27 protein-coding genes, 2 tRNA genes and 1 riboswitch (1 of these 30 running past the window's edge) are annotated in these 26752 nt (G+C 69.5%); of the genes, 12 read left to right on the top strand and 17 right to left on the bottom strand.

The features are described 5' to 3' along the window. The 6 genes from ACNF49_RS16760 to ACNF49_RS16735 all read right to left on the bottom strand — a co-directional run. On the bottom strand, nucleotides 1–2412 hold the 5' portion of the coding sequence (locus ACNF49_RS16760) for a valine--tRNA ligase (protein WP_482944274.1). Its footprint begins 162 nt before the window's first position; 2412 of the gene's 2574 nt are visible here — the first part of the coding sequence; it begins with the start codon at nucleotides 2410–2412; the stop codon falls past the left edge of the window. A 63-nt stretch (nucleotides 2413–2475) separates the two neighbouring features. Then, the gene (clpX, locus tag ACNF49_RS16755) at nucleotides 2476–3759 is read right to left on the bottom strand and encodes an ATP-dependent Clp protease ATP-binding subunit ClpX (RefSeq protein ID WP_185067261.1); all 1284 of its coding nucleotides are present in this window, start codon (nucleotides 3757–3759) and stop codon (nucleotides 2476–2478) included. A gap of 184 nt (nucleotides 3760–3943) precedes the next feature. After that, nucleotides 3944–4567, bottom strand: coding sequence for an ATP-dependent Clp protease proteolytic subunit (locus ACNF49_RS16750; protein ID WP_352323604.1), 624 nt, complete (start codon nucleotides 4565–4567; stop codon nucleotides 3944–3946). Nucleotides 4568–4578: 11 nt separating this feature from the next. After that, nucleotides 4579–5211, bottom strand: coding sequence for a ClpP family protease (locus tag ACNF49_RS16745; RefSeq protein ID WP_352323605.1), 633 nt, complete (start codon nucleotides 5209–5211; stop codon nucleotides 4579–4581). A gap of 476 nt (nucleotides 5212–5687) precedes the next feature. Further along, complete coding sequence (gene tig / locus ACNF49_RS16740) at nucleotides 5688–7073, bottom strand: trigger factor (RefSeq protein WP_357980449.1); 1386 nt, start codon at nucleotides 7071–7073, stop codon at nucleotides 5688–5690. A gap of 166 nt (nucleotides 7074–7239) precedes the next feature. Further along, nucleotides 7240–8106, bottom strand: a complete 867-nt coding sequence (locus ACNF49_RS16735; RefSeq protein WP_352360394.1) for a Sco1979 family transcriptional regulator — start codon at nucleotides 8104–8106, stop codon at nucleotides 7240–7242. A gap of 232 nt (nucleotides 8107–8338) precedes the next feature. Here ACNF49_RS16735 and ACNF49_RS16730 point away from each other — a divergent pair, with 232 nt between their 5' ends. Further along, nucleotides 8339–8830, top strand: a complete 492-nt coding sequence (locus ACNF49_RS16730) for an ATP-binding protein (protein ID WP_357980452.1) — start codon at nucleotides 8339–8341, stop codon at nucleotides 8828–8830. Between the two features lie 14 nt (nucleotides 8831–8844). On the opposite strand, the gene ACNF49_RS16725 is transcribed toward ACNF49_RS16730, so the two are convergent. After that, nucleotides 8845–9345: a DinB family protein gene (locus ACNF49_RS16725; RefSeq protein ID WP_357980455.1), complete on the bottom strand. Its 501-nt coding sequence runs from the start codon at nucleotides 9343–9345 to the stop codon at nucleotides 8845–8847. A 90-nt stretch (nucleotides 9346–9435) separates the two neighbouring features. Beyond that, nucleotides 9436–9512, bottom strand: a tRNA-Pro gene (locus ACNF49_RS16720). 89 nt (nucleotides 9513–9601) lie between these two features. Between ACNF49_RS16720 and ACNF49_RS16715 the strand changes: the two genes are divergently transcribed. Beyond that, nucleotides 9602–9675 (top strand) — tRNA-Gly (locus ACNF49_RS16715). Nucleotides 9676–9817: 142 nt separating this feature from the next. On the opposite strand, the gene ACNF49_RS16710 is transcribed toward ACNF49_RS16715, so the two are convergent. Beyond that, complete coding sequence (locus ACNF49_RS16710) at nucleotides 9818–10201, bottom strand: hypothetical protein (protein ID WP_482944273.1); 384 nt, start codon at nucleotides 10199–10201, stop codon at nucleotides 9818–9820. A gap of 293 nt (nucleotides 10202–10494) precedes the next feature. Between ACNF49_RS16710 and ACNF49_RS16705 the strand changes: the two genes are divergently transcribed. Then, nucleotides 10495–11124 carry a nucleoside/nucleotide kinase family protein gene (locus ACNF49_RS16705; RefSeq protein WP_482944272.1) on the top strand — a complete coding sequence of 210 codons (630 nt, stop codon included), beginning with the start codon at nucleotides 10495–10497 and terminating at the stop codon, nucleotides 11122–11124. Here the strand turns inward: ACNF49_RS16705 and ACNF49_RS16700 are convergent. Then, nucleotides 11078–11716, bottom strand: coding sequence for an HAD family hydrolase (locus tag ACNF49_RS16700; RefSeq protein ID WP_482944271.1), 639 nt, complete (start codon nucleotides 11714–11716; stop codon nucleotides 11078–11080). The genes ACNF49_RS16705 and ACNF49_RS16700 overlap by 47 nt on opposite strands. A 95-nt stretch (nucleotides 11717–11811) precedes the next feature. Between ACNF49_RS16700 and ACNF49_RS16695 the strand changes: the two genes are divergently transcribed. Further along, nucleotides 11812–13122, top strand: a complete 1311-nt coding sequence (locus ACNF49_RS16695; RefSeq protein WP_357980464.1) for a TrpB-like pyridoxal phosphate-dependent enzyme — start codon at nucleotides 11812–11814, stop codon at nucleotides 13120–13122. 39 nt (nucleotides 13123–13161) lie between these two features. Here ACNF49_RS16695 and ACNF49_RS16690 read toward each other — a convergent pair whose 3' ends face one another. Continuing rightward, the gene (locus ACNF49_RS16690; RefSeq protein ID WP_482945536.1) at nucleotides 13162–13239 is read right to left on the bottom strand and encodes a 50S ribosomal protein bL37; all 78 of its coding nucleotides are present in this window, start codon (nucleotides 13237–13239) and stop codon (nucleotides 13162–13164) included. A 137-nt stretch (nucleotides 13240–13376) separates the two neighbouring features. Here ACNF49_RS16690 and ACNF49_RS16685 point away from each other — a divergent pair, with 137 nt between their 5' ends. From ACNF49_RS16685 to ACNF49_RS16675, 3 genes are all read left to right on the top strand, one after another. Beyond that, nucleotides 13377–14156, top strand: coding sequence for a DeoR/GlpR family DNA-binding transcription regulator (locus ACNF49_RS16685; protein ID WP_357980467.1), 780 nt, complete (start codon nucleotides 13377–13379; stop codon nucleotides 14154–14156). Then, nucleotides 14153–15223 carry a galactose-1-phosphate uridylyltransferase gene (gene galT / locus ACNF49_RS16680; protein WP_482944270.1) on the top strand — a complete coding sequence of 357 codons (1071 nt, stop codon included), beginning with the start codon at nucleotides 14153–14155 and terminating at the stop codon, nucleotides 15221–15223. Before ACNF49_RS16685 ends, galT begins: the two co-directional genes overlap by 4 nt. Before the next feature lie 68 nt (nucleotides 15224–15291). Further along, nucleotides 15292–15430, top strand: a riboswitch (cyclic di-AMP (ydaO/yuaA leader). Nucleotides 15431–15435: 5 nt separating this feature from the next. After that, nucleotides 15436–16401, top strand: coding sequence for a coiled-coil domain-containing protein (locus ACNF49_RS16675; protein WP_358009124.1), 966 nt, complete (start codon nucleotides 15436–15438; stop codon nucleotides 16399–16401). Nucleotides 16402–16415: 14 nt separating this feature from the next. Here ACNF49_RS16675 and sigJ read toward each other — a convergent pair whose 3' ends face one another. Then, nucleotides 16416–17324 (bottom strand): RNA polymerase sigma factor SigJ, encoded by a 909-nt coding sequence (gene sigJ / locus ACNF49_RS16670; protein WP_482944269.1) that lies wholly within the window; start codon nucleotides 17322–17324, stop codon nucleotides 16416–16418. Between the two features lie 150 nt (nucleotides 17325–17474). Between sigJ and ACNF49_RS16665 the strand changes: the two genes are divergently transcribed. Beyond that, the gene (locus ACNF49_RS16665) at nucleotides 17475–18620 is read left to right on the top strand and encodes an amidohydrolase family protein (RefSeq protein ID WP_482944268.1); all 1146 of its coding nucleotides are present in this window, start codon (nucleotides 17475–17477) and stop codon (nucleotides 18618–18620) included. A 19-nt stretch (nucleotides 18621–18639) separates the two neighbouring features. Here the strand turns inward: ACNF49_RS16665 and ACNF49_RS16660 are convergent, their stop codons facing one another. Next, a complete protein-coding gene (locus tag ACNF49_RS16660) occupies nucleotides 18640–19941 on the bottom strand; it encodes a M50 family metallopeptidase (RefSeq protein ID WP_357980480.1) in 1302 nt (433 codons plus the stop codon). Between the two features lie 155 nt (nucleotides 19942–20096). On the opposite strand from ACNF49_RS16660, the gene ACNF49_RS16655 reads away from it, so the two are divergent. Continuing rightward, nucleotides 20097–20693 (top strand): response regulator transcription factor, encoded by a 597-nt coding sequence (locus ACNF49_RS16655; protein ID WP_357980482.1) that lies wholly within the window; start codon nucleotides 20097–20099, stop codon nucleotides 20691–20693. Nucleotides 20694–20822: 129 nt separating this feature from the next. On the opposite strand, the gene ACNF49_RS16650 is transcribed toward ACNF49_RS16655, so the two are convergent. Further along, the gene (locus ACNF49_RS16650) at nucleotides 20823–21938 is read right to left on the bottom strand and encodes a PP2C family protein-serine/threonine phosphatase (RefSeq protein ID WP_352323620.1); all 1116 of its coding nucleotides are present in this window, start codon (nucleotides 21936–21938) and stop codon (nucleotides 20823–20825) included. A gap of 118 nt (nucleotides 21939–22056) precedes the next feature. On the opposite strand from ACNF49_RS16650, the gene ACNF49_RS16645 reads away from it, so the two are divergent. Then, nucleotides 22057–23289 carry a GNAT family N-acetyltransferase gene (locus tag ACNF49_RS16645; RefSeq protein WP_357980485.1) on the top strand — a complete coding sequence of 411 codons (1233 nt, stop codon included), beginning with the start codon at nucleotides 22057–22059 and terminating at the stop codon, nucleotides 23287–23289. Between the two features lie 23 nt (nucleotides 23290–23312). Further along, nucleotides 23313–23459 (top strand): hypothetical protein, encoded by a 147-nt coding sequence (locus ACNF49_RS16640; RefSeq protein WP_352323622.1) that lies wholly within the window; start codon nucleotides 23313–23315, stop codon nucleotides 23457–23459. Here ACNF49_RS16640 and ACNF49_RS16635 read toward each other — a convergent pair. Then, a complete protein-coding gene (locus tag ACNF49_RS16635; protein WP_352360446.1) occupies nucleotides 23456–23923 on the bottom strand; it encodes a ribose-5-phosphate isomerase in 468 nt (155 codons plus the stop codon). The two genes, ACNF49_RS16640 and ACNF49_RS16635, sit on opposite strands and share 4 nt — an antisense overlap. A gap of 90 nt (nucleotides 23924–24013) precedes the next feature. Between ACNF49_RS16635 and def the strand changes: the two genes are divergently transcribed. Continuing rightward, nucleotides 24014–24499: a peptide deformylase gene (gene def / locus ACNF49_RS16630; RefSeq protein ID WP_357980488.1), complete on the top strand. Its 486-nt coding sequence runs from the start codon at nucleotides 24014–24016 to the stop codon at nucleotides 24497–24499. Between the two features lie 19 nt (nucleotides 24500–24518). Here def and ACNF49_RS16625 read toward each other — a convergent pair whose 3' ends face one another. Further along, the gene (locus ACNF49_RS16625; RefSeq protein ID WP_357980491.1) at nucleotides 24519–25922 is read right to left on the bottom strand and encodes an aldehyde dehydrogenase family protein; all 1404 of its coding nucleotides are present in this window, start codon (nucleotides 25920–25922) and stop codon (nucleotides 24519–24521) included. Between the two features lie 130 nt (nucleotides 25923–26052). Then, nucleotides 26053–26673 carry a mycothiol-dependent nitroreductase Rv2466c family protein gene (locus ACNF49_RS16620; RefSeq protein ID WP_357980494.1) on the bottom strand — a complete coding sequence of 207 codons (621 nt, stop codon included), beginning with the start codon at nucleotides 26671–26673 and terminating at the stop codon, nucleotides 26053–26055. Nucleotides 26674–26752: the final 79 nt, after the last annotated feature.

Genomic DNA, 26752 nt, shown 5'->3' with positions numbered 1-26752 from the left:
GGCCAGATCCTTCTCCAGACGCTTGCGCTCGGCCACGACGTCGATGGCGCCCGCAGTGTCGATCTCCACGGTCACCGCGCCCACGCTGAAGCGCGCTGTGGCGTTGAACGTCTCAGCCGGCTCCGTCAGCCGCAGCAACGCGCGGATCGCCCTCTCCTGGGCCTCCAGCGGCGTGCCGGACAACCCCAGACGGGCGGCCACCTTCTGGCCGGGCTTGAGCCCCTGATCGGAACGGAACCTGCGGACCTCGGTGACGAGCTCCTGCAGAGCGTCGATCTCGGCCTCGGCCGCCGGATCCGTGTAGCGGGCGTCGCTCTGCGGCCAGGGGGCGACGACGATCGACTCGCCACCCGTCACCGCCCGCCACAACTCCTCGGTGACGAACGGCACCAGCGGATGCATCAACCGCAGCAGCGCGTCGAGCACGTGCCCGAGCACGAGCCGGGTGTGTTCGAGCCCCTCCCCGAGCTGAATCTTGGCCAGCTCCAGGTACCAGTCGCAGACCTCGTCCCAGGCGAAGTGGTAGAGCAGGTCGGAGGCCTTGGCGAACTCGTACTCGTCGAAGGCCGCGTCGGCGGCGCTCACCACGGTCTGCAGGCGCGAGAGGATCCAGCGGTCGGCCGCGGTGAGCTCGAGCCCGTCGAGCGAGCCCACCGCCGCGCCGTTCATCAGCGCGAACCTGGTGGCGTTCCAGATCTTGTTGCAGAAGTTGCGCGAACCGGCCGCCCATTCCTCGCTCACCGCCACGTCGGCGCCGGGGTTGGCGCCGCGCAGCAGCGTGAAGCGGGTGGCGTCGGCGCCGAAACGCTCGACCCAGTCGAGCGGGTCGACCACGTTGCCGAACGACTTCGACATCTTCTTGCCGTACTGGTCGCGGACCATGCCGTGCAAGGCCACGGTCTGGAACGGCGGACGGCCGTCCATGGCGTAGAGGCCGAACATCATCATCCTGGCCACCCAGAAGAACAGGATGTCGTAGCCGGTGACGAGCACGGAGGTCGGATAGAACTTCTCCAGCTCCGGGGTGGAGTCGGGCCAGCCGAGCGTGGAGAACGGCCACAGCCCGGAGGAGAACCAGGTGTCGAGGACGTCGGAGTCCTGGGTGTAGCCGGCCGGCGGCTCCTCGTCGGGGCCGACGCAGACGACCTCGCCGCCCGGGCCGTACCAGACCGGGATGCGGTGGCCCCACCACAGCTGGCGGGAGATGCACCAGTCGTGCATGTCGTCGACCCAGTCGAAGTAGCGCTTGGCCAGCTCCGGCGGGTGGATGCGGGTGCGGCCGTCGCGCACGGCGTCGCCGGCGGCCTTGGCCAGCGGCGAGACGTTGACGAACCACTGCAGCGACAGCCGCGGCTCCACCACGGTCTTGCAGCGCGAGCAGTGGCCGACCGAGTGCAGGTAGGGGCGCTTCTCGGCGACGATGCGGCCCTCGGCGCGCAACGCGGCGACCACGGCCGGGCGCGCCTCGAAGCGGTCGAGCCCCAGGAAGGGGCCGTGGGCGGTGATGACGCCGCGTTCGTCCATGACGGTGAGGGACGGCAGCGAGTGACGGCGGCCGATCTCGAAGTCGTTGGGGTCGTGGGCCGGGGTGACCTTGACCGCGCCGGTGCCGAAGGCGGGATCGACGTGCTCGTCGGCGACCACGGGGATCATGCGGCCGGTCAGCGGCACCTCGACCATCGTGCCGATCAGGTGGGCGTAGCGCTCGTCGGAGGGATGGACGGCCACGGCGGTGTCGCCGAGCATGGTCTCGGCGCGGGTGGTGGCCACGACGATCTCGTCGGAGTAGCGGATCGAGACCAGCTCGCCCTCGTCCTCGCTGTGCTCGACCTCGATGTCGGACAGCGCGGTCAGGCAGCGCGGGCACCAGTTGATGATGCGCTCGGCGCGGTAGATGAGCCCGTCGTCGAAGAGCTTCTTGAAGATGGTCTGGACGGCCCGCGACAGCCCCGGGTCCATGGTGAAGCGCTCGCGCTCCCAGTCGACGCCGTCGCCCAGCTTGCGCATCTGGCCGAGGATCCTGCCGCCGGACTCCTCCTTCCACTCCCACACGCGCTCCACGAACGCCTCGCGGCCCAGGTCGTGGCGGGACAGGCCCTGCTTGGCCAGCTCGCGCTCCACGACGTTCTGGGTGGCGATGCCGGCGTGGTCCATGCCGGGCAGCCACAACGTCTCGCGGCCCTGCATGCGGGCGCGGCGGGTCAGCGCGTCTTGGACGGAGTGGTCGAGCGCGTGGCCGATGTGCAGGACGCCCGTCACGTTGGGCGGAGGGAGGACGATGCTGTACGGCACGCGCGAGCTGCTCGGGTCGGCGTGGAAGTAGCCTTCGGACACCCAGCGCTCGTAGCTACGGGTCTCGACGTCGGCCGGCGTGTATTGGGTGGGCAGCTCTTGCGTGGTCACAGTGACCAATTCTAGGGAGCCGGACAAGCGAAACGCCCCCGGGTTGAATCCCGGGGGCGTTTCGTAAGACGGTCAGGCCGACTTCTCGCGCGGCGTGCGCTGCTGCTTGGCGGCGAGCTGGTCGCGCGGGACGAGCGTCGGGATCGCGTGTTCCAGCACCGACTCGCGGGTGATGACCACGCGGGCGACGTCCTGGCGGGAGGGCACCTCGTACATGACGGACTGGAGCACCTCCTCCAGGATGGCGCGCAACCCGCGGGCGCCGGTGCCGCGCAGGATGGCCTGGTCGGCGATGGCCTCCAGGGCGCCGTCGGTGAACTCCAGCTCCACGCCGTCGAGCTCCAGCAGCTTGCGGTACTGCTTGACCAGCGCGTTGCGGGGCTCGGTGAGGATCTGGATGAGGGCCTCGCGGTCGAGGTTGTGGACCGAGGTGATGACCGGCAGGCGGCCGACGAACTCGGGGATCATGCCGAACTTCAGCAGGTCTTCGGGCATCACGTCGCCGAAGATGTCGGCCGTGTCGACCTCTTCCTTCGAGCGGATGATGGCGTTGAAGCCGATGCCCTTCTTGCCGATGCGCGACTCGATGATCTTCTCGAGGCCGGCGAAGGCGCCACCGCAGATGAACAGCACGTTGGTGGTGTCGATCTGGATGAACTCCTGGTGCGGGTGCTTGCGCCCGCCCTGCGGCGGCACCGAGGCCGTCGTGCCTTCGAGGATCTTCAGCAGCGCCTGCTGCACGCCCTCGCCGGAGACGTCGCGGGTGATCGACGGGTTTTCGCTCTTGCGGGCGATCTTGTCGACCTCGTCGATGTAGATGATGCCCGTCTCGGCCTTCTTGACGTCGTAGTCGGCGGCCTGGATGAGCTTGAGCAGGATGTTCTCGACATCCTCGCCGACGTACCCGGCCTCGGTGAGGGCCGTCGCGTCGGCGATGGCGAAGGGCACGTTGAGCATCTTCGCCAGAGTCTGTGCGAGGAGAGTCTTTCCCGACCCGGTCGGCCCGAGCAGCAAGATGTTGCTCTTGGCCAGCTCAAGGCCGTCGTCTCTACCCCGGTCGCCGGACTGCACCCGCTTGTAGTGGTTGTAGACCGCCACCGAGAGCGCCTTCTTCGCCTTGTCCTGTCCGATGACGTAGGCGTCGAGGAACTCGTAGATTTCCCTCGGCTTGGGCAGGTTGTCCCACTTGAGCTCGGAGGACTCGGAGAGCTCCTCCTCGATGATCTCGTTGCAGAGATCGATGCACTCATCGCAGATGTAGACGCCTGGACCGGCAATGAGCTTTTTGACTTGCTTCTGACTCTTCCCGCAGAAAGAGCACTTCAGCAGGTCTCCCCCGTCGCCGATGCGTGCCACCCCAGATACTCCTTTGCGTGGGACCGCCCTGCTCACGCGAGCAGTGTCTCCGGACATCCTCCGGACTAGGCCGAACCGCTCAGGTTTCGACGTTACCGTCTTCTGGGCCCTCAGTGAGCCCCCTAGCGGCGAGTCGCACCGGAACGTGCCCTATTGGGCAGCGCTCCGGTGCGTCACATCTCAACTAGGAAGCGACGGCCTGAGCTCGTTTCTTCCTGGTCGGGATGATGTCGTCGATCAGACCATACGCCTTTGCCTCGTCCGCGTTGAGAATTTTGTCGCGTTCGATGTCCTTGCGGATGTCGGCGGAGGCCTTGCCCGTGTGCTTCGCCACGATGTCCTCGAGGAGGGATCGCATGCGGAGGATCTCGCGGGCCTGGATCTCGATGTCGCTTCCCTGGCCACCGCCCTCGGTGGAGGGCTGGTGGATCAGCACCCGGGCGTTGGGCAGCGCGAAGCGCTTGCCCGGGGTACCGCCGGCCAGCAGCACGGCCGCGGCGGACGCGGCCTGGCCGAGGCAGACGGTCTGGATCTCCGGCCGGACGAACTGCATCGTGTCGTAGATCGCCGTCATGGCCGTGAACGAGCCGCCGGGCGAGTTGATGTAGATGCTGATGTCACGGTCGGGGTCGAGCGACTCCAGCGTCAGCAGCTGGGCCATCACGTCGTTGGCCGACGCGTCGTCGATCTGCACTCCGAGGAAGATGATGCGGTCCTCGAAGAGCTTGTTGTACGGGTTCATCTCCTTCACGCCGTAGGACGTGCGCTCGACGAAGGAGGGGAGAACGTAACGGCTCTGGATGTTCATGTCAGCTCCCCCTAGGAGACCGGGCCCACGGAGGGCACCTGCCGCGCGCTGCGCACCACGTGATCGATGAAGCCGTAGTCCTTCGCCTCCTCGGCCGTGAACCAGCGGTCACGGTCGGAGTCGGACTCGATCTGGTCCAGCGGCTGCCCGGTGTGGAAGGCGATCCGCTCGGCGAGCGTCTTCTTCACGTAGAGCATCTGCTCCGCCTGGATGGCGATGTCGGCCGCGGTGCCGCCGATGCCGCCGGACGGCTGGTGCATCATGACGCGGGCGTGCGGCAGGCCGTAGCGCTTGCCGCGGGCGCCGGCGGTGAGCAGGAACTGCCCCATGGAGGCGGCCATGCCCATCACCACCGTGGACACGTCGTTAGGCACATATTCCATCATGTCGTAAATCGCCATACCGGCACTCACCGAGCCCCCCGGCGAGTTGATGTACAGCGTGATGTCGCGCTCGGGGTCGTCGGCCGCGAGCAGCAACAGCTCGGCGCAGATCCGGTTGGCGATCTCGTCGTTGACCTCCTGACCGAGCACGATGATGCGCTCACGCAGCAGGCGCTGGTAAAGCTGGTCCTCAAGCCGGAAGGACGAGCCGTTCTCACGGCCTCGCGACTCAGGCTGATAGAAGGTCGGCGGGCTGGTCACAGCGTCACCTTCCGATGCGTCGTAAGTGATTGGCTTTGCTTGTGACCTTAACGCGCGACGCCCACAGGTCATGCCCGGTCCCCCGTACTGTTCGCTGACGGCGCAGGTCTGGGTGACCGGTCTTCTGTCAGCCTACGCCGTTCCTCCACGTCCAGCTCGTGGTCCGGCTCTGTGGGCGTTTCGGCGGGGATGGTTCCGTGCTGATGGGGCTCGTGGAGCTTGTGGGGTTGCGTACCGGTGGACGCCGTCCCGTGGCGGGGAAGCGGTCGCGCGGGCGGTGGCGGTGAGGGGCTGTCAAGGCTTCGGAGGGCGGTCCCCGCACCTGAGGGACCGACCGCACCCCGCGGGATCGTCAGGAGCCTTCTGGGCGCGTACACGCGCTCGGTCGCCTCGAGGACGCGCGTGGCGCGCCGCCGAGGCCGGAAGACGCCGAAGCCCCCGGACCCATGGGGTGCGGGGGCTTCGGGGAAGGAAGGTCAGGCTTCGGCCTTCTCCTCGGACTCGGCGGCCTCGTCGGCCTCGTCCTCGACCGGGGCGCCGTTGATCTCGGCGTAGATGGCCTTGAGGTCGACCTCGTTGCCCTCGCCGTCGACGACCTTGGCGGCGTCGCCCAGGACGGACTTGGCCTTGTCACGGACGATCTCGACCATGGCCAGCGTGAGCTGGTCGTTGTCGGCCAGGTGCTTGGCCAGCTCGTTGGGCTGGACGCCCATCTCCATGGCGCGGCGCACCACGAAGTTGGTCAGCTCCTGCTCGTTGACGCCCAGCTCCTCGGCCTTGACGATCTTGTCAAGCACGAAGCCGACCTTGAGCGCCTTGGCGGAGTTGCTGTCGAACTCGGCGAAACGCTCCTCCTCCGTCGTCTGGTAAAGACGGAAGAAGGCGTCACGGCTGAGGCCGCTCTCGGCGATCTGGTGGTCGAGGTTGTGCTTGCGGGCGTCGACCTCGGCCTTGAGCGCGCTCTCGGGCAGCGGGATGTCGATCTTCTCGAGCAGCGCGTCGAGGGCCTTCTCGCGGGCCTGGACGACCTGGTCGATGAGCTTGTTGCGGCGGGCCTGCTCGCGGATGCTGGCCTTGAGCTCGTCGAGCGTGTCGAACTCGCTGGCGAGCTGGGCGAACTCGTCGTCGAGCTCGGGCAGCACCTTCTCCTTGACCGACTTGACGTTGATGATCACGTCGGCCTCCTCGCCGGCGTTCTCGCCGCCGACGAGCTCGGTCTTGAAGCTCTTCTCCTCGCCCGCGGACATGCCCGCGAGGGCGTCGTCGAGGCCCTGGAGCACCGAGCCGGCGCCGACCTCGTAGGAGACCTCGCTGGCCTGCTGCTCCTCGATGTTCTCGCCGTTGATCTCGGCGCGCAGGTCCATCACCACGAAGTCGCCGTTGGCGGCCGCGCGCTCGACGCCGGTCAGCGTCGCGAAGCGCTGGCGCAGCGAGTCGAGCTGGGCGTCGACGTCTTCGTCGGAGACCTCGGCGGAGTCGACGGTGATCTCGGCGCCCTGGTAGTCGGGCACCTCGAAGTTGGGCCGGATGTCGACCTCGGCGGTGAACTCGATCTGCTCACCGTCGTCGATCTTCGTGACCTCGATGTCGGGCTGGCTCACCGGGAACACGTCGACCTCGTCGACGGCCTGGCCGTAGAGCTTGGGCACCGCGTCGTTGAGGGTCTCCTCCAGCACTACCGCCCGGCCGAAGCGCTGCTCGATGATGCGGGCCGGAACCTTGCCAGGCCGGAACCCGGGGACGCGCACCTGCTGCGCGACCTTCTTGTACGCCGCATCCATGCTCGGGCGCAGCTCTTCGAACGGCACCTCGACGGTGAGCTTGACCCGGGTCGGGCTGAGCTCCTCGACAGCGGTCTTCACGGAATGGTCTCCTTGATCAAGCTACGAGTGATCGCGGGCGCGTCCATTCGGTACGGCTCACGCGCCGCGCCCACATGAGCGGCGTTGGGCATGCTCCGCCACGGCGGGATCCAACGCCGATGGCCAGTCTAGGGCAGATGCGTACCGAACAACGACGCCGTCGCCGTCAGAACTCCTCGGCGATCGTCCGCAGCAGATCGATCGTCTCATCAGGAGTGGTGCTCACGGCGCACAGCCGCTCCATGACCTCTGTGTATCGGTCCACGTCCTCACGCTTGTCCAGGTACAGCGCACTGGCCAGTTGCTCGACGTAGACGACGTCGGGCAGGTCGCGGTCGGGGAAGCGCAGGATGCTGAAGGCGCCGCCCTCGGCGCTGTGGCCGCCGAAGCTGAACGGCATGATCTGGATGGTGATGCTGGGCTGCCGCATGAGGTCGATGAGGTGTTCGAGCTGGGCGCGCATGACCTCGACGCCGCCGATGGGCCGGCGCAGCGCCGCCTCGTCGATCACGGCCCAGAAGACGGGGCCGTCCGGCCGGTCGAAGATGCGCTGGCGTTCGAGCCTGAGGTCGACCCTCCTGGCGATCTCCTCCGCCGCGATGCCCGCCGCTCCGGCGGTGACGACCGCCCTGGCGTACTCCTTGGTCTGCAGCAGTCCCGGCACGAACTGGACCTCGTAGGTCCTGATCCGGGCGGCGGCCTCCTCAAGGCCGACGTATGCCTGGAACCACGTGGGCAGGACGTCGTTGAACCGGTGCCACCAGCCGGGTTCGTTCGCGGTGGCCACCAGGTCGAGGACGGCGGCTCGCGCCTGCGGGTCCACGACGCCGTACAGGGTCAGCAGGTCGGAGACGTCACGTTCCTTGAACCCCACCCGGCCCAGTTCCATGCGGCTGATCTTGGATTCGGAGCCTCTGATGAGGTGGCCCGCCTCCTCGCGGGTGACGTTCTTCGCCTCCCTGAGCTTTCGCAGCTGGGAGCCCAGGAGGATGCGCAGCGCCGTCGGCCCGGAACCCGGCTGGTTCTGCGTCACTTTGCCTCCTATCAAGGTCCGCACACACAGTGACACCACATTGCCGGGTATGACAAGGTCTCAACCTCGTGTCCGATTAGGAGAGATTTGCCCCAAAAGGCGCATGCTGTTGCACATTGCAGCTGCACGTGCATTTGGGTCTTGCAGCCGCCGCGTTCGTGACCCATGATGGCTTAGTGCATTGTGGGCCAAACATGCACTAAACCGAGAGCTACGGGGAGGTATCGGCGGCATGGTGGAGGATCCTCTGGCCACTGCCGATTGCCTGCAGATCACCCGTGAGGTGGGATTCGACCACCTGCTCAAGGGTGGGAAGCCGAACACGACCGCGTGCCCCCTGCCCTTCCAGGCCGACTCGGTGAAGACCGCCAGGGACGTGACCCGCTCCACGCTGCGGGGATGGGGCCTGCACGAGCTGAGCGACGACGCCGCGCTCGTGGTGTCCGAGCTGGTGACGAACGCCGTCAGGTACGCGATGTACGCGGCCGGCCGGCGGGAGATCGAGCTCTTGCTGATGCGCGTGTCGCCGCACGTGCTGCTGGCGGTGGCGGACCCGAGCGACGAGGTGCCGCGCCGCAAGGAGCCGGACTTCATCTCCGAGAACGGACGCGGCCTCTACATCGTCGAGACCTACAGCCAGTGCTGGGGCTGGGACCCGCTCGACCGCGGCGGCAAGGCCGTGTGGGCGTTGTTCCGCGCCGAAGAGGGCGCCGAAGAGGGCTGAGCCCCCGCCTGCCGCTACTCGCCGGTGGCGCCGTCGATGCGCTCGCGCAGCAGGTCGGCGTGGCCGTTGTGGCGCGCGTACTCCTCGATCATGTGGACGAGGATCCAGCGATGGGTGCAGTCCTGGCCGTTACGGTCGCCCACGGCGTCGAGGGGCTTGGCGGCCGAGATGGCGCGGGCGCGCTCGATCTCGTCCTGCCAGGTGGCGAACGCCTCCTCCACCGAGGCGTCGTCCACGTCGTTGAAGTCGGCGTCGTTGTCGACGTCCTTGTTCCAGAGGCGGGGAATGTCCTCGCCGTTCAGCACGCGGCGGAACCAGACGCGCTCCACGTGCGCCAGGTGCCGGACCAGGCCGAGCAGCGACATGGTGGACGGCTCGGCGGAGCGGAGCCTGAGCTGCTCGTCGGTCAGGCCGGCGCATTTGACGGCCAACGTGCCGCGATGCCATTCGAGCCAGTTGTCGAGCATGGCCCGTTCGTCGCCGGCGAAGGGAGGGGGTACACGATTGTCTGTCACGCCTCGACCTTAGTGGGCAGTTCGTCCGGCTTCGGCGTGCGTCCTGGAAAGGCAAGAGGCCCCCTCCGTGTCGGAGAGGGCCCGCTGACCTGGTCGGGGCGACAGGATTTGAACCTGCGACTTCTTGCTCCCAAAGCAAGCGCGCTGCCAAGCTGCGCCACGCCCCGCCTCGCCGGGTGCGCATGCGCTCCGTTACTCCGGTACGCTTACGCCCTGACGACCGGATGAAGTCTAGACCAGAGTTCGACCGGTTCGCGCGGACGTAGCTCAATGGTAGAGCCCTAGTCTTCCAAACTAGCTACGCGGGTTCGATTCCCGTCGTCCGCTCCAAGCACGAAGGCCCAGGTCCGGGAGCTGATCCCGAGCCTGGGCCTCACTGTTATCCGATCTTGTCTCTCTATTCGCCTCGTCGGCGTGACCGCCGCGCCACTCACCAGGCTTCCGACGAGAGCACTTGCTCAGGGCGCAGCCTTCACCAGATCCACGTGCCGTGCCGCCCGTCGTGAGCGGCGTCCTCGCGGATGACGAGATGCGCGGCTTCGTGACCGGCACGGGAATCTTCGTCCAGCGGGATCGCGAACCGGTGCTCCCCGAAGTCAACTGCCAGGAGCCTGGCCGGCACCATCTCGTAGCCGTCGATCACGTGACCGATGTAGTGGCGCATGACCACAGGTGCGTTGCCATGCGGAAAACGCCAGCCCCAGCATCCGTACAAACCGAACGGATCGGCGAAGGCCCGAAGGATCGCACCGTCGAACTGCAGCTCAACGTAATCCCGCACAAAACAGACTGCTGACACCTCGCGACCGACGAGGAGCGAGAGGCCGTCGTCCGGTACAGGCCCCCAGTGGTCCATGTGGTCATCCTGGCACGGGCACAACTCGGGAGCTTGCAGTGCCGCCGCACCCGCGCGAGCATGCGGCCCGGGCGCCGACTGACATGCATGAGGCAGGAACCCCCATTGCGCTGGTGAGCGTGGGCTTCATGCTCGGCGCCATCGCTTTGGCGCCAGGAGACCTTCGACGGTAAGAGCAACCTCCGGTGGGACTCAACTCCGGATGATCACGGTCGCCGGCTCCGCACTGCAGGTGAAAGGCCAGGTCTGGGGGCCTGGCCTTTTGTGATCTTCGGGGGCGTAGGCTGGCGTCGATGCGTGCACGTCCGATCTCCCGGGAGGCGCTCGTCGAGGAGCTGGCCGAGCTCGTCGCCGCGCGGCCCAGGGACGCCTGGGTGCGGGTGGCGGTCGACGGGGCGCCCGCGGCGGGGCCCGGCGCGCTGGCCGACGAGCTGGTCGCGCCCCTGCGGTTGCGCGGCCGGCCCGTGCTGCGGGTGTCGGCGGGCGACTTCCTGCGGCCGGCCTCGCTGCGGCTGGAGCACGGCCGGACCGATCCCGACGTCTTCTACGAGGACTGGCTCGACGTCAAGGGCCTGCTGCGCGAGGTGCTCGAACCGCTGGAGCCGGGCGGCTCGGGGCGGGTGCTGCCGGCGTTGTGGGACAGCGGGATCGATCGCGCGTACCGGCTGCCCTACCGGGAGCTGGCGCCGGGCGGGGTGGTGCTCGTGGACGGGACGCTGCTGCTGGGGCGGGGGCTGCCGTTCGAGGTGAGCGTGCACGTGTGGCTGTCGGCGGGGGCGCTGGCGCGGCGCACCCCGCAGGACGAGCGGTGGCGGCTGCCGGCCTACGAGCGGTACGAACGGGAGGCGCGCCCCCAGCGGGCCGCCGACGTGGTGGTCAGGGCCGACCATCCGGACCGGCCGGCGGTGCTGACGGACGGCTGAGCCCGAGCAGCGCGTCCAGCTCGGCGACGGCCTGGGCGTTCGAGGTGAAGCGCACGGCGTGCAGGCCGGCCGCGCGGGCGCCCTCGACGTACGGCTCGTGGTCGTCGAGGAACACCGTGGCGGCGGGGTCGGCGCCGAGGACGTCGCAGGCCATCAGATAGATGCGCGGGTCCGGTTTGCGCATGCCCGCCTCGTGCGAGTAGACGATGTGGTCCACCAGACCGGAGTAGCCGTACGCGGCCTGTTCGCGTTCCCTGGCGCCGACGAAGCTGTTGCTCACCAGGCCCGTGCGGTAGCGCGGACGCAGGGCGCCCAGGTACGCCATGAGCTCGGTGTTGGGGGTGCCGAGGTACTCCGTCCAGACGTCGGCCATGAACGCCACGGCGTGCGCGCCCAGCAGCTCGGCCACCTCGGCGCCGGCCTGCTCCTCCGTCACCTCTCCGACCGCGCCGGCCAGCCAGGTCGGCTCCAGGTGGGCGTCGATGTGACCGGCGGGCAGGCCGAGCCGGTCCTCCCACCTGGCCGTCACGCCCAGGGACGGCGTCAGCTCCAGCACCCCGCCGATGTCGAACACGACCGCATCGATTTTCATACGCTCCTCCTGTGAACTGTTTCAACCAAGGTAAAGAAGGAACGTGTCCGCGTCCATACCCTTGACGGCTCACAGGGGCGGCTCAAACTGAAACGGTGATCCCTGGCAACTGGTACAACATCGTTCCCGATCTTCCCGTGCCGCCTCCGCCGCCCCTGCACCCCGGCACCCGCCGTCCCGTCGGGCCGGACGACCTCGCGCCGCTGTTCCCCATGGAGCTCATCGCGCAGGAGGTCAGCGGCGACCGCTACGTGCCCATCCCCAAGGAGGTCATCGACGTCTACCGGCTGTGGCGGCCCACGCCGCTGATCAGGGCGCACCGGCTGGAGAAGGCGCTCGACACGCCGGCCCGCATCTACTACAAGTACGAGGGCGTCTCACCGGCCGGGTCGCACAAGGCGAACACCGCCGTGCCGCAGGCGTACTACAACGCCAAGGAAGGCGTGCGGCTGCTGACCACGGAGACCGGCGCGGGACAGTGGGGGTCGGCCCTGGCGTTCGCCTGCGCCCAGTTCGACATCGAATGCCGGATCTGGATGGTTCGCGCGTCCTACGACCAGAAGCCGTACCGGCGCTCGCTCATGCGCGTGTACGGCGCCACCGTCCACCCCAGCCCCTCCCCCCTCACCGGCGCGGGCAGCAAGGCGCTGGCCGACGACCCCGCCTCCCCCGGCAGCCTGGGGCTGGCGATCAGCGAGGCGGTCGAGGTGGCCGCCGCGAACCCCGAGGCCCGGTACGCGCTCGGCTCGGTGCTCAACCACGTCCTCATGCACCAGACGGTGATCGGCGAGGAGGCCTTGGCGCAGCTGCCCGAGCTGCCGGACCTGGTCATCGGCTGCACCGGCGGCGGCTCCAACTTCGCCGGCCTCGCCTTCCCCTTCCTGCGCGAGAAGCTGGCCGGACGGATCGGCACTCGGTTCAGGGCCGTCGAGCCGGCCGCCTGCCCCTCGTTCACCCGCGGCGTGTACGCCTACGACTTCGGCGACACCGCCGGGCTGACTCCGCTGCTCAAGATGCACACCCTCGGGCACTCCTTCGTCCCCGACCCGATCCACGCCGGCGGGCTGCGCTACCACGGCATGGCGCCGCTGCTGTCCCACATGTACGAGCTGGGGCTGTTCGAGGCGGTGACCCGTACCCAGAGCGAGTGCTTCGAGGCGGGCGTGCGCTTCGCGCGTACCGAGGGCATCGTCCCGGCCCCCGAGCCCACGCACGCGCTGGCCGAGACCATCGCCGAGGCGCTGCGCTGCAAGGAGAGCGGCGAGGAGAAGGTGATCCTCACCGCGCTGTGCGGGCACGGCCACTTCGACCTGACCGCCTACGACCGCCACCTGGCCGGCGAACTGGAGGACTACACACTTCCGCAGGAACGCCTCGACCAGGCGCTCACCGAGCTGCCCGGCTGAGCTGACAACGGGTGGCCGCGGGATCGCGGCCACCCGTGTTCAGTTCGCGTTCGGGCGCTTCCCGTGGTTCGCCTTCTTCTTCTTGCGCCCCCTGCCCTTGCGTGCGCGTTTCGCCATGGGCTCACCTCCGACGGTCGGGATCGTGACCTACAAGGTCTCCCCTGCCCGCGCGTCGCACAAGCGATACGCCGTGACCTAACATTCCTCAACAAACTCGTGTCATAATTTGGTGGAATCTGTTGGAAGGGGTGGGCGTGCTCGCACAGCAGCGTCAGCAGACGATCCTGGAACGCGTGCGCAGCAGCGGCGGCGTCCGGGTGGCCGACCTCGTGCGCGAGCTCGGCGTCTCCGACATGACGATACGCCGTGATCTTGAGGTGCTGGCCGAGCGCGGGCTGCTGGAGAAGGTCCACGGCGGCGCGACGGCCCTCGGCCCTGGCTCGACCGAGGAGCCGGGCTTCACCGCCAAGTCCGCCCGCCAGCAGCAGGAGAAGGAAGCCATCGCGCGGCACGCGGCCACCCTCGTACGGCCGGGCACCGCCGTGGCGCTCTCCGCCGGCACCACCACGTGGGCGCTGGCCCACCACCTGGTCACGGTGCCCGAGCTGACCGTGATCACCAACTCGATCCCCGTCGCCGAGGTCTTCCACCGCAACCCGCGCGCCGACCGCACGGTCGTGCTGACCGGCGGCGTGCGCACGCCCTCCGACGCGCTCGTCGGCCCCGTGGCGGTGGCGGCGATCCGCCGCCTGCACGTGGACACGCTCTTCCTCGGGGTGCACGGCATGAGCCTGCGCGCCGGGTTCACCACGCCCAACCTGCTGGAGTCCGAGACCGACAGGGAGCTGGTGGCCGCGGCGCACCGGCTGGTGGTCCCCGCCGACCACACCAAATGGAACACGGTCGGCATCAGCACGATCGCCGAGCTGACCGAGGCCGACGTGGTCATCAGCGACGCGGGGCTGCCCGAGGAAGCACGCACCGAGCTGGCCGAACGGGCCGGAGAACTGATCATCGCGGAGGGCACGCCTTGAAGCGCACCATCACCCACCTGGCAGACGGCCGAGAGCTGATCTACTTCGACCGGCGCGACGACGCCGACCGGAGCGCGATCGACCGGCGGCCGCTCGACCCGCGGCCGGTGGCCTCCGAGCTGCGCTACGACCCGCTGACCGAGGAGTGGATCGCGATCGCCGGCCACCGGCAGACGCGGACGTTCCTGCCGCCGGCCGACGAGTGCCCGTTGTGCCCGTCGTCCGACACTCGGGCGTCGGAGATCCCGGCCCACGACTATGACGTGGTGGTGTTCGAGAACCGCTTCCCCTCTTTCTCCGGAAATTTTGGGACTTATGGGGATGTCGGCGGCCTGAGTGAGGTGCGGCCGGGTGTCGGGCGGTGTGAGGTGGTCTGTTTCACCTCCGACCACTCCTCCTCCTTCTCCAGGCTCTCCAACGCCCAGGTCAGGCTGGTCATGGAGGCGTGGGCCGACCGGACGGCCGAGCTGTCCGGCATCGAGGGCGTCGAGCAGGTGTTCTGCTTCGAGAACAGGGGTGAGGAGATCGGCATCACGCTCCCCCACCCGCACGGGCAGATCTACGCCTACCCCTACGTGACCCCGCGCACCAAGCTCCAGCTCGGGGCCGCCTCGCGGCACACGGGCGGCAACCTGTTCGCCGACGTGCTGGCCGCCGAGCGGGCCGCCGGCACCCGGGTGGTGGCCGCCAACGAGCTCTGGACGGCGTTCGTGCCGGCCGCCGCGCGCTGGCCGTTCGAGGTGCACGTGTATCCGCACCGGCAGGTGCCCGACCTGGCGGCGCTGTCGGAGGAGGAGCGGGCCGCGTTCGCATCGCTGTACACCTCGGTGCTGCGGGCGCTCGACGCGCTGTTCGGGGTGGCGATGCCGTACATCTCGGCCTGGCACCAGGCGCCGGTGCGGTACGGCCGCGAGCTGGCCTACCTGCACCTGGAGCTGTTCAGCATCAGGCGGGCGCCAGGGAAGCTGAAGTACCTGGCGGGCTCGGAGTCGGCCATGGGCGCCTTCGTCAACGACGTGCTGCCGGAGGAGGCGGCACGCATGTTGCGATCACGGATTGATCACTAATTGGTTTCTCATTAAAGTCGCATGACTCGTGATCTACCACTAATATCCCGTTAGACATCGGCCATAACGGCCGTTGTACGCCTAATCCCGGGCGTGTTGCCCGGGAGCCGGGGACCCATCGCATCCGGGGTGAATCCGCGCAAGTGGTAGGGACTGCTCCCGTGCCCGAACCCGTCAGCTAACCCGGCCGGCAGAGGGAGAGGAACAACCACGTGGCGGCTTCGTCCCCCGCGAGTCTTGCCGTCGGTCTCATCACCGCCACCGCCCTGCTCGTCCATCCGGCCGCCGCGTCAGCCGCCGTCTCGGCCGCGCCCAAGCCGTCGGAGGCGCAGCTGCGGGCCCAGCTCAAGCAGCTCAACCGCAAGGTCGACAAGCTGATCGAGACGTACAACCTCAAGCGCGTCGAGCTGGCCAAGGCCCAGCAGGCCGCCACCGCGGCCCAGCAGCGGCTCACCGCCGCCGAGCAGGCGGTGGCCACGGCCGAGCAGCGGGTCGCCGAGATCGCCCGGCTGCGCTACCAGAACGGCGACACCTCCCTGCCGGCGTTCATGATGACCCCGGACGGCGGCGGCGCGGCCGTGCTCGAACAGCTCACCGCCGAGCAGCAGGCGGTCGTCGACAGCGTGGCCAAGGCCCGCGACGACCAGAAGAAGGCCGCCACGGCCGCCGCCGCGCTCGCGACGGAGCTCAAGGCGGGCACGGCGGAGGTGGCCGAGCAGCGCGACGACGCCCAGGACGTCATCGACGACATCAAGAAGAAACTCCAGGACCTTGTCCCGTTCGGGCCGGGCAAGAAGTCCGACGGGAGCTGGGCGCCCGAGCTGCCGTCCGGCTCGGACAACATCACGCCGCGCACCCAGCTGATGCGGGCGCAGGTGCGGAAGAACTTCTCGCTGCCGTACGAGGTGGGCTGCTTCCGGTCCGGCTCCAGCGGCGAGCACCCGCTCGGCCGGGCCTGCGACTTCATGATGAGCACGGGCGGCACCATGCCGAGCGCCGTCAACAACGCCCTCGGCGACCGCCTGGCCGACTGGGCGCTGAAGAACAAGGCCAAGCTGGGCGTCAAGTACGTGATCTGGAAGCAGCGCATCAACCAGGGCTCGGGCTGGCGCTCGATGTCCGACCGCGGCAGCATCACCGAGAACCACTACGACCACGTGCACATCTCGATGAACTAGCCGCGTCCGGCGGCTCAGCGGACGCCGGTGAGCTTGTCGGGGTTGGTGACCGAGTAGACGGCGGCGATCCGGTCGCCCTCGGGCGTGAGGTCGACGACGACCACGGCCAGCGGGCCGTCACCGGAGAAGACGAGCGCGCACGGGTCGCCGGCCACCCACCGGTAGCGGAGGTCCACCGCGCCCGGGGTCAGCGTCGCGGCGACGGACATGAACAGCGCGGCCACCCGGTCCCGGCCGTGGACCGGGTGCAGGCTGGTGGCGGGTCCCTTGCCGCCGCCGTCGGTCCACAAGGTCACGTCCGGCGCCAGCACCTCCAGCAGCGCGCGCAGGTCACCGCCGAGGGCGGCCGCGGCGAACCGTTCGGTCACCTCGGCGTGGACGTCGGGTTCGGTCCGGTGACGAGGACGGCGAGCATGGACGTGGCGGCGCGCACGGGCCGCGAGCTGCCGGACCGCCGCCGGCGTACGCCCGAGGATGTCGGCCGTCTCCGGATGGCTGAAGCCGAACACCTCGTGCAGCACGAAGACCGCTCGTTCCAGCGGTGACAGGGTCTCCAGCACGACCAGCACCGCCATCGACAACGACTCCCCGCTCCCGGCGGCGCCTCCGGCGTTGTCCGAGGCCGTGACCAGCGGTTCCGGCAGCCAGGCGCCGACGTAGGTCTCCTGGCGGCGGCTCAGGTCCACCCGCCGGGCCAGCGCCTGGTTCACCGCGATCCGCACCAGATAGGCCCGGACGTTCTCCACGGTTCCGGCGTCCGGCCTGCGGTGCCTGGCCGACCAGGCCAGCCACACCTCCTGCAGCACGTCCTCGGTGTCGGCGACGCTGCCGAGCATGTTGTAGACCACGGAGAACAGCAGTTCGCGGTAGCCGAGGAACTGCTCGGTGGCGGCGTCGGCCGGGTGCCGCGGGGTCGGTGTCATGGCGTGCCTCCTCATCTGTCGCAACCGAAGAGTCCCGTCGCGCGGCGATTGTGACATGACCGCATCAAGCGTGATCTATGCCACTCATGTCACAGTTCCCGGACGGTTGCCCCTCTGTGGTGGCGTCACGACTCACAAGGGAGAGCTTCGATGCGTACATTGATCCGCGACGTCAGGGTGTTCGACGGCGAGCACACCATCGCGACCGCCGACGTGCTGATCGAGGACGGTCTCATCGCCGCTGTCGGCACCGGCGCGGACCACCCGGCCGATGCCGAGGTGGACGGCACGGGCCGGACGCTGCTGCCCGGCCTGATCGACGCGCACACCCACGTGTTCGACGGCAGCCTGGCCCAGGCCCTGCGGTACGGGGTCACCACCGAGCTCGACATGTTCTGCCTCCCGCAGCTCCTCGCCGGGCAGCGGCGCCTGGCCGCCGAGAACGACGACGTGGCCGACCTGCGCAGTGCCGGCACGCTGGCCACCGCGCCGGGCGGGCACCCGACCCAGCTGCTGGCGGCCCTGGCGGGCACCGTCCTGGACGGGCTCGACGTCACGGCGATCGACTTCGTCGCCGATCCCGCGCAGGCGCCGGCGTTCGTCCAGGCCAGGGTGGCCGAGGGGGCCGACTACCTCAAGATCGTCATCGACGACGGCGCCGTGCACGGGGCCGACCTCCCCGTCATGACGGCGGAGGTCGCCGCCGCCCTGGCCGCGGCGGCGCACGAGGCGGGCCTGCTGGTCATCGCTCATGCGATCACCGCCGCCGAGGTGGAGATCGCGCTCGACGCCGGCGTCGACGGCCTGGCGCACGTGTGGACCGACCTGGCGCCGGACGACCCGGCCTCGCCGTGCCTGGCCGACCGGGTACGCGACCAGGGGGTCTTCGTGGTGACCACGCTGGCCTACTTCGAGGCGATCACCGCCCAGCACGTCGAGACGGCCGACTGCGCCCGCCCCGGCAGCTCCGCCAACGCCGTCGGCGCGCTGCGGGCCCTGCGCCGCGCGGGTGTGCCCCTGCTCGCCGGGACCGACGCCACCCCGTTCGTACCTGCCCACGGCGCCGGCCTGCACCGCGAGCTGCAGTTGCTCACCGAGGCCGGGCTCGGCGCCGAGGAGGCGCTCGCCGCCGCGACCAGCGTGCCCGCCCGGCACTTCGGGCTGGCCGACCGGGGCCGGATCGCCCCCGGTCTCCGCGCGGACCTGGTGCTGGTCGAAGGCGACGCCACCCGGGACGTCACCGCCGTCGGCGACATCGCCGAGGTATGGCGTCGCGGGGTGCGCCAGACCCGGTAGCCGGTGGCCGCCGACCGGGTCAGCCGAGCGTGAGGGGGTTGACCAGGTCGGCGTAGACCAGCAGACCGGCCATGATGATCAACACGAACGCCATCGCGTACGTGAGCGGCAGCACCTTGGCGATGTCGACGTAGCGGGGCTCGGGGCGGCGCAGGATCTTGGCGTAGCCGCGCTTGATCCCCTCCCACAGGCCGCCCGCGATGTGGCCGCCGTCGAGGGGCAGCAGCGGGATCAGGTTGAACAGGCCGATCGCCAGGTTGAACCCGGCCAGCAGGCTGACGAAGGTGAACAGCTTGCTCTTGTTGGACATGTCGGAGGCCAGGATCTCGCCGCCGAGCCGGCCCGCGCCCACCACGCCGACCGGGCCCTCGGGGTCGCGCTTCTCGCCGGAGAAGGCGGCGTTCCAGACGCCGACCATCTTCGCCGGCAGGTTGACCATCGAGCCCACGACGCGGCCGGTCAGGTCGCTCATGTAGCCCGGCACCTGCCCGATGCTCTGCTGCTCGAAGACCTGGGAGGGCACGACGCCGAGGAACCCGACGCCCTTGTCGACCTTGCCCTCGTCGGTCAGGCTCGCCATGTCGCGGGCGATGAGGGCGACGTCGAGCGTCATCGGCCTGCCGTCGCGGACGATGCCGAGCTTGACGGGGCCGGCGCCGTGGCCGCGGATCATGCGGGTTGCGTCCTGCCAGGTCGCGATCTTCTGGCCGTCGAGGGAGACGATGCGGTCGCCGACCTTGACACCCGCCTTGGCGGCCGGGGTGCGCTCGTCGGTGGGCGCGCACGTCTTGCGCACCTCGGTGGTGGGGATCACGCACGTGTTGGTGTCGGGCGACACGATCGGGGCGGTCTTCGGCAGGCCGATGCCGACCAGCAGGACGCTGAAGAAGATGAAGGCCAGCACGAAGTTCATCGCCGGGCCGCCCGACATGATGATGATCTTCTGCCACCACTTCTTGCGGTAGAAGACGCGGTCCTCGTCGCCGGGCCGCACCTCCTCCATGGCGGCCTCGCGGGCGGTCTCGATCAGACCCTGCCACGGCCCGGTCGACGCGCTCCGCAGCCTGCCGGGGTCGTCGCCGGGACGCGGCGGCAGCATGCCGATCATGCGGATGTAGCCGCCGAGCGGCAGCCACTTGATGCCGTACTCGGTCTCGCCCCTGCGGATGGACCAGGCCGTAGAGCCGAAGCCGACCATGTACTGGGTCACCCGGACACCGAAGATCTTGGCCGGCACGAGATGGCCCACCTCGTGCAGGCCGACGGAGACCATCAACCCCACCAGGAAGAGAAGGATCCCGGCGACAAAGAGCCAGTTCATCTACGCGCGCTCCAGGCAGACAGACGGTCTCGACGTTCCCAGACTAGTCGAACTCATCACATCCCTCGGGCTTGCCCGCACTTTGGTGAATCAACGGACCGCATTGACAGTGAGCGATCAGCCGATCACCCTGGGAGACGATGGAGGGGGACGTCTTGATCCGCATACTCATCGCCGAACACCTGCCCTTGGTGCGACGCGGTCTGCAGGCCACGCTCGAAGCCGAGCCCGACCTGCGGGTGGTCGCCGAGACGGGCTGCCCCGACGGTGTGCTGCCGGCCGCGCGGTCGAGCGCGCCCGACGTCGCGATCGTCGACCTCGACCTGCCGGGCCTGCCGGTCGCCACGCATCTGACCGAGCAGGTCCCCCGCTGCTCGGTGCTGATCCTCTCCGCGCGACCGAGCCCCGGCCAGGTGCGCAGGGCGTTCAACGGGAGCGTGCTGGGGTTCATGAGCCTGCGGGTGGCGCCCGAGCGGCTGGCCGAGGGGGTGCGCCAGGTCGCCGCGGGCGGGCGGGCGGTGGAGGCCGAGCTGGCGGTGGCAGCCCTGCAGTCGGCCGCCAACCCGCTCACCCGGCGGGAGCTCGACGTGCTGCGCATCGCGGCGGGCGGGGCGAGATCGACGGAGATCGCCGACCAGTTGTTCCTGTCGGTCGGCACCGTCCGCAATCATCTGTCGCGGATCATGTGCAAGACGGGCGCCCGCAACCGGCTCGACGCCGTGCGCATCGCCAGCGACAGCGGCTGGTTGTGAGGGACCGGACGGGATGACGGGCCCGGTGGAGCCGCGCCGCTCCGCCGGGACCCGAACAGTCAGATGATCTCAGCCCGCCGAACCCGTTGCCAGTGACCGCCATCACGACCTGACCCGTGTGAAACGTCACTACGGACGCCAGATCAACACCAGCGCGCAGTCGTCGTTGTGGCCCGAGGACATCGCGTTGACCAGCGCCCTGGCGCCGTCGCGGAAGCCGGAGGGCAGCAGCCGCTCCGCCTCGCCGAGCAGCCGGTCGAGCCCGGCGTCGATGTCGCGCCCCGGCTGCTCGATCAGGCCGTCGGTGTAGAGCAGCAGCGCGTCGCCCTTGCGCAGGGTGCCGCTGTCGGGCTCGCAGTGGAGGTCGGGCACCACGCCGAGCACCACGCCCTTGGCCGAGGCGACCTGCCAGTTGCCGGTGCCGGAGTCGAGCTTCACGACCGGCGGATGGCCGGCCGAGGTGATCGTGTAGTCGCCGGTGGCGAGGTCGAGGCGGACGTGCACGGCCGTCACGAAGCCCTCGTCGCCGCGCTGGCGGTGGAGGTAGGCGTTGCACGCGGGCAGGAAGTCGTCGACCGAGCCGAGCAGCCCGCCGAACGTGCCCGACAGCAGCAGCGCGCGGGTGCCGGCGTCGACGCCCTTGCCGGAGACGTCGACGAGGGCGATCTCCACGGAGTCGCCGTCGCGCATGGAGACCAGGAAGTCGCCGCCGAACGACGAGCCTCCGGCCTGCTTGAGCACCACCTTGCCGCCCCAGTCCTTCGGCAGCGGGGGCAGCTCGCCCTGGCTCCTGAGCCGGTCGCGCAGCTCCAGCAGCATCGCGTCGCCGCGCAGGCCCTGCACGCCGAGCTTGCCCCTGGTACGGGCCATGAGCACGGCGAGCACGGTGGTGAACACGATCGTCACCGTGAGCCCCAGCCCCACCCGCGCCACCCCGAGCGTGGCCGCGACGTAAGTCAGCGCGACGCCCACCGCCACCAGCAGCTTGACCAGGCTGCGCAGCCGCAGCTGCAGCCCGCCGATCAGGGTGACCAGGATGAGCAGCGACGGCGAGAACCACTCGGTGGACACCTTCGCCGCCAGCAGCCCGATGACGAGCGAGAGCACGGTCAGCGTGATGAGCAGGTTGCGGTCACGGGCCAGCGGCCCTCTCCGGACGAACCGGACGGCGGACACCAGGAACGGCACCCGCACCAGGACCGCGCGGACCCGTGGCGGAATCAACGGCGCCGGACGGGAACTCATGATGCGTGTGACTGTATCGGTCTGACCCCTGTTTGGGCAGCCCACTTGACCAACGCCTTGATCATTAAGCACGGATATTGGGTGGCCGTCCCCCTTTGCCCGCTCCTACCGTGGACGGATGACCTATCCGATCCGTCCCATTGACGAATCCGAGTGGCCGGGCTTCGCCGGCGTGCTCGCAGAGGGGTTCGGCTGGACGCCGCATCCCACCCAGGACGAGCGGTTCAAGGCGGCCACGGAGTTCGACCGCACCCTGGTCGCCTTCGACGGCAGCACCATGGCGGGCGTCACGTCCGTCTTCAGCCTCACGATGACGGTCCCCGGCGGACGTCAGATCCCCGTGGGCGGCGTGACCGCGGTCAGCGTGCTTCCCTCGCACCGCCGCCGCGGCGTGCTGTCCGCGCTGATGCGCCGACAGCTCTCCGACATCCGCGACCGCGGCGAGACGGTGGCCGCCCTCTACGCCTCCGAGTCGCTGATCTACGGCAGGTACGGGTACGGAAGGGCGGCCAGCGAGCTGTCCTACAAGATCGACAAGCACCGCTCGGCCTTCGTGCGGGACGCCCCCACCGACCCGGCGCTCCGGCTCAGGGTGGTCTCCCCCACCGAGGCCAGGGCCGACTTCGAGAAGCTGTTCGCCACCGTCGTGACCCGGCGTCCGGGCCGGTACGAGCGCAACCGGCACGTCTGGGACGCCTTCCTGGCCGACGAGGAGCACGACAGGGGCGGCTGGGGCTCGCTGCGCTCGGTGCTCGCCGAGGACGACGAGGGGGTGCGCGGTTACGCGCTGTTCCGCACCAAGTCGGCGTGGGACCCCAACGGCGTGCCCAGCGGCGAACTGCGGGTGTTCGAGCTGGAGGCGACCGACCCGGCGGCCTACGCCCTGCTGTGGCGCAACATGCTGGACCGCGACCTGATCACCAAGCTGGAGGCGTACCCCCGGCCGGTGGACGACGCCCTGATCGCGCTGTTCGCCGACTCCCGCCAGCTGCGCGCGACCTGGTCCGACGAGCTGTGGGTACGCCTGGTCGACGTCGACAAGGCCCTGACCGCCCGCGCCTACGCGGCCCCCGTGGACCTGGTGATCGAGATCGAGGACGACGTGTGCCCGTGGAACGCCGGCCGCCGGCGGCTCACCGCCGACACCACCGGCGCGGAGTGCAAGCCGGTGGAGGACGAGCCGCACCTGACGGTGCCGGTGTCCGCGCTCGGCTCGGCGTACTTGGGCGACGGCCTGCTCGGCGCTCAGCTCGACGCGGGCCTGCTGCGCGAGCACACGCCGGGCGCGGTGCGGGCGCTGGCCGCGGCCATGGCGTGGAGCCCCAAGCCGCTGGCCGGTCTGGTGTTCTGAGACACAGGACGTAGGCTCGGAGCATGGCCCTGCAAAGTCTGCAGATAACCGCGACCATCGCCATGCGGGCCCGCGACGTGTCCAGGCCGTCGAAGGAGCAGCAGGAGGCCGCCGACCGGCGGCCCCTGCGCGACGAGATGCCACGGCGCGAGGCCAGACGCAAGACCTAGGGCAGCGAGGGCAGCTGGCCGATCGTCTCGTAGGTGGTCAGCTGCGCGATGCGCCTGCTGTGGCGCTCGCTGCCGGAGAAGGAGGTGGTCAGGAAGACCTCGACGAACCTGGTCGCCTCCTCGGTCGTGTGCATGCGCGCGCCGATGCTGACGACGTTGGCGTTGTTGTGCTCGCGGGCCAGCGAGGCGGTCTCCTCGCTCCAGGCCAGGGCCGCGCGGATGCCGCGCACCTTGTTGGCCGCGATCTGCTCGCCGTTGCCCGAGCCGCCGATCACCACCCCCAGGCTGCCGGGGTCGCCGGCGACGCCCTCGGCGGCGCGCAGCACGAACGCCGGATAGTCGTCCTCGGCGTCGTAGACGAAGGGACCGCAGTCGGTCACCTCGTGGCCGTGGTCCTTGAGCCAGGACACGAGGTGGTTCTTGAGCTCATAGCCGGCATGGTCGGCACCGATGTAGACACGCACCCGTCCAGTCTTCCACAGCCCCGCCGATCCCACTCGCTGGCTAGAGTAAGGACCCCTACCGTTCCCCAGTCCTTACGAAAGTGGAGACGCATGCGTGAGATCCGCGTCATCGGCGATCCGGTGCTGCGCACGCCCGCCGAGCCCGTCACCGACTTCGACCGCGAGCTGCGCCGCCTGATCGAGGAGATGTTCCAGGCGATGTACGCGGTCAACGGCGTGGGCCTGGCCGGTCCGCAGATCGGCGTGTCGCGGCGGCTGTTCGTCTACGACATCGCCGGGCGCAAGGGCCATGTCGCCAACCCGGTGCTCACCGTCGACGACGCCGAGGAGGTCTCCGACGAGGAGGGCTGCCTGTCGGTGCCCGACCGCCGCACCCGCACGCCGATCTACGCCCCCGTCGCGCGGGCCGCGGGCGTCACCGTCGAGGGCATCGACCGGCTGCAGCGGCCCGTGCGCATCAAGGCCCGCGGCTCGCTGGCGCGCTGCTTCCAGCACGAGACCGAACACCTCGACGGCAAGCTGTACGTGGACCGCCTGCCGAAGGACGAGGCGCGCAGGATCATGCTGCGCGCCTGAGGCCGCGGCGGGCGGTGGCCTACAGCTGCAGCGACTTGATCTCCAGGTACTCCTCCAGGCCGAACTCGCCCAGCTCGCGGCCCACGCCCGACTGCTTGTAGCCGCCGAAGGGGGCCAGCGGGTTGAACTGGCCGCCGTTGACGACGACCTGGCCGGTGCGCAGCTTGCGGGCGACGGCGACCGCGCGCTCCTGGCTGCCCGACCAGACCGCGCCGGCCAGGCCGTACCTGGTGTCGTTGGCGATCTCCACGGCCTGGCCCTCGCTCGTGTACGGGATCAGCGCGAGCACGGGCCCGAAGATCTCCTCCTGCTCGATCGTCATGCCGGGCTCGACCCCGGCGAAGACCGTGGGCTCGACGTAGAAGCCGCGCTCGCGGGGGCGCTCGGTGCCGCCGGCGACGAGCCTGGCGCCCTCCTCCTGGCCCCGGTTGATGTAGCGGACCACCCGGTCGCGCTGGGCCGCCGACACCAGGGGCCCGACCCTGGTGGCCTCGTCGAAGGGGTCGCCGACGGTGTACTTGCGGGTCGCCTCGACGGCCAGGCGGACGGCGTCGTCGTACTGGTCACGGTGGACGATCATGCGGGACCAGGCCGAGCAGGTCTGGCCGGCGTTGATGAAGCAGTTGGCCACGCCGACCTTGACGGCCGTGGCCAGGTCGGCGTCGGGCAGGACGATGTTGGCCGACTTGCCGCCGAGCTCCAGCGCCACCCGCTTGACGGTCTCGGCGGCGAGCGCGGCGACCCGGCGGCCGGCCGCGGTGGAGCCGGTGAAGGAGACCATGTCCACCTCGGGATGGGCGGCCATCGCCTCGCCGACGACCGGGCCGCGCCCGCTGACCAGGTTGAACACCCCGGGCGGCAGACCCACCTCGTCGAGGATCTCGGCCAGCGCGTACGCCGCCAGCGGCGCCACCTCGCTGGGCTTGAGCACCACCGTGCAGCCGGCGGCCAGCGCCGGGCCGACCTTGCAGATGATCTGGTGCAGCGGGTAGTTCCAGGGCGTGATCGCCGCGACGACCCCGATCGGCTCCTTGACCAGCAGGGAGTTGCCGATACGGGACTCGCGGGGGTAGCTCTCGGCCAGCTGCGCGTAGGAGGACAGGACGGCCGCGGGCATCAGCGTCTGCACCTTGAGCGCGAAGCCGAGGGGCGCGCCCATGTCGGTGGCGATCGTCGCCGCGACGCTCTCGGCGCGCTGTTTGAGCAGCTCGGCCGCGTCGCCGAGGAGCTTCCCTCGCTGGGCCGCCGAGGTGTCGGACCAGGCGGGGAACGCCTCGCGCGCCGCCGACACCGCCGCCTCGACGTCGTCGGGGGTGCCCGCCGGCACCCGGTCGATGATCTCCTCCGTGGCCGGGTTGGCGACCTCGACGGACTCGTCTGACGTAGAGGCGTTCCAGGAACCGCCGATATACAGCTGGCGCATGGGTCCATCCTCGCGTGCACGTCGTGGGCTGGCGAGAGCGCGGAGCGGGCAGAGGGAGATTCCTCATCCTCGGCGCGCCCGAGAACCTACCGCCGGGGTATGAGTCTTACCCCGGCGGTGGACGACATATCTAGTCGAAGGTGGGCTGTCTGGTACGAGTCCGCTTGAGCTCGAAGAAGTCCTCGAACTCGGTGACGAGAAGCACGCCGTCCCACAGCCTGCCCGCGTCCTCGCCCTTCGGGATGGACGTGATCACGGGGCCGAAGAAGGCGTTGGCGCCCACGCGGATGACCGGGGTGCCGACGTCCTGGCCGACCAGCGTGATGCCCTCCTGGTGAGAGGCGCGTACGGCGTCGTCCCACTCGGTGGAGTGGGCGGCGGCGGCGAGGTCGCGGCTGAGGCCGATCGCCACCAGGGAGTCCTCGATCAGCTCGCCGAGGCGGCTGAGGTCCTTCATCCCGCGCTCGTTGTGCAGGCGGGTGCCGAGCTCGGTGTAGAGCGGGCCGACGACCTCGTCGCCGTGCGCGGCCCGCGCGGCGGCCACCACGCGGACGGGTTCGATGGCCCTGGCGATGGCCTCACGGTAGGAGTCGGGCACGTCGTTGCCCTCGTTGAGGACGTTGAGGCTCATGACGTGCCAGCGCGGCTCGATGGCGCGTACCTTCTCCACTTCGAGAAGCCATCGTGACGTCGCCCAGGCAAATGGGCAGAAAGGATCGAACCACAGGTCCACGGGAATCTTCTCAGTCACGTGGGGCCATAACCTGAGGGTGTCGAGGTCCTATTCCCGGCGTGGCAGGATACCGACAAACTACAACGAAGTGGTGAAA

Source organism: Actinomadura sp. ATCC 39365 (assembly GCF_054392275.1).
The sequence above is the reverse complement of the archived record's forward strand: the minus strand, read 5'-3'. Positions and strand labels throughout refer to the sequence as shown.

Coding starts and splice junctions, on each gene's coding strand:
- sigJ (WP_482944269.1), bottom strand. CDS start 17,324: ATGACACCGACCCCGCGGCACCCGGCCGACGCCGCCACCGAGCAGTTC.
- ACNF49_RS16645 (WP_357980485.1), top strand. CDS start 22,057: ATGACCTATCCGATCCGTCCCATTGACGAATCCGAGTGGCCGGGCTTC.
- ACNF49_RS16650 (WP_352323620.1), bottom strand. CDS start 21,938: ATGAGTTCCCGTCCGGCGCCGTTGATTCCGCCACGGGTCCGCGCGGTC.
- ACNF49_RS16690 (WP_482945536.1), bottom strand. CDS start 13,239: ATGGCGAAACGCGCACGCAAGGGCAGGGGGCGCAAGAAGAAGAAGGCG.
- ACNF49_RS16625 (WP_357980491.1), bottom strand. CDS start 25,922: ATGCGCCAGCTGTATATCGGCGGTTCCTGGAACGCCTCTACGTCAGAC.
- ACNF49_RS16700 (WP_482944271.1), bottom strand. CDS start 11,716: ATGAAAATCGATGCGGTCGTGTTCGACATCGGCGGGGTGCTGGAGCTG.
- ACNF49_RS16665 (WP_482944268.1), top strand. CDS start 17,475: ATGCGTACATTGATCCGCGACGTCAGGGTGTTCGACGGCGAGCACACC.
- ACNF49_RS16640 (WP_352323622.1), top strand. CDS start 23,313: ATGGCCCTGCAAAGTCTGCAGATAACCGCGACCATCGCCATGCGGGCC.
- ACNF49_RS16660 (WP_357980480.1), bottom strand. CDS start 19,941: ATGAACTGGCTCTTTGTCGCCGGGATCCTTCTCTTCCTGGTGGGGTTG.
- def (WP_357980488.1), top strand. CDS start 24,014: ATGCGTGAGATCCGCGTCATCGGCGATCCGGTGCTGCGCACGCCCGCC.
- ACNF49_RS16710 (WP_482944273.1), bottom strand. CDS start 10,201: ATGGACCACTGGGGGCCTGTACCGGACGACGGCCTCTCGCTCCTCGTC.
- ACNF49_RS16705 (WP_482944272.1), top strand. CDS start 10,495: ATGCGTGCACGTCCGATCTCCCGGGAGGCGCTCGTCGAGGAGCTGGCC.
- ACNF49_RS16750 (WP_352323604.1), bottom strand. CDS start 4,567: ATGAACATCCAGAGCCGTTACGTTCTCCCCTCCTTCGTCGAGCGCACG.
- ACNF49_RS16730 (WP_357980452.1), top strand. CDS start 8,339: ATGGTGGAGGATCCTCTGGCCACTGCCGATTGCCTGCAGATCACCCGT.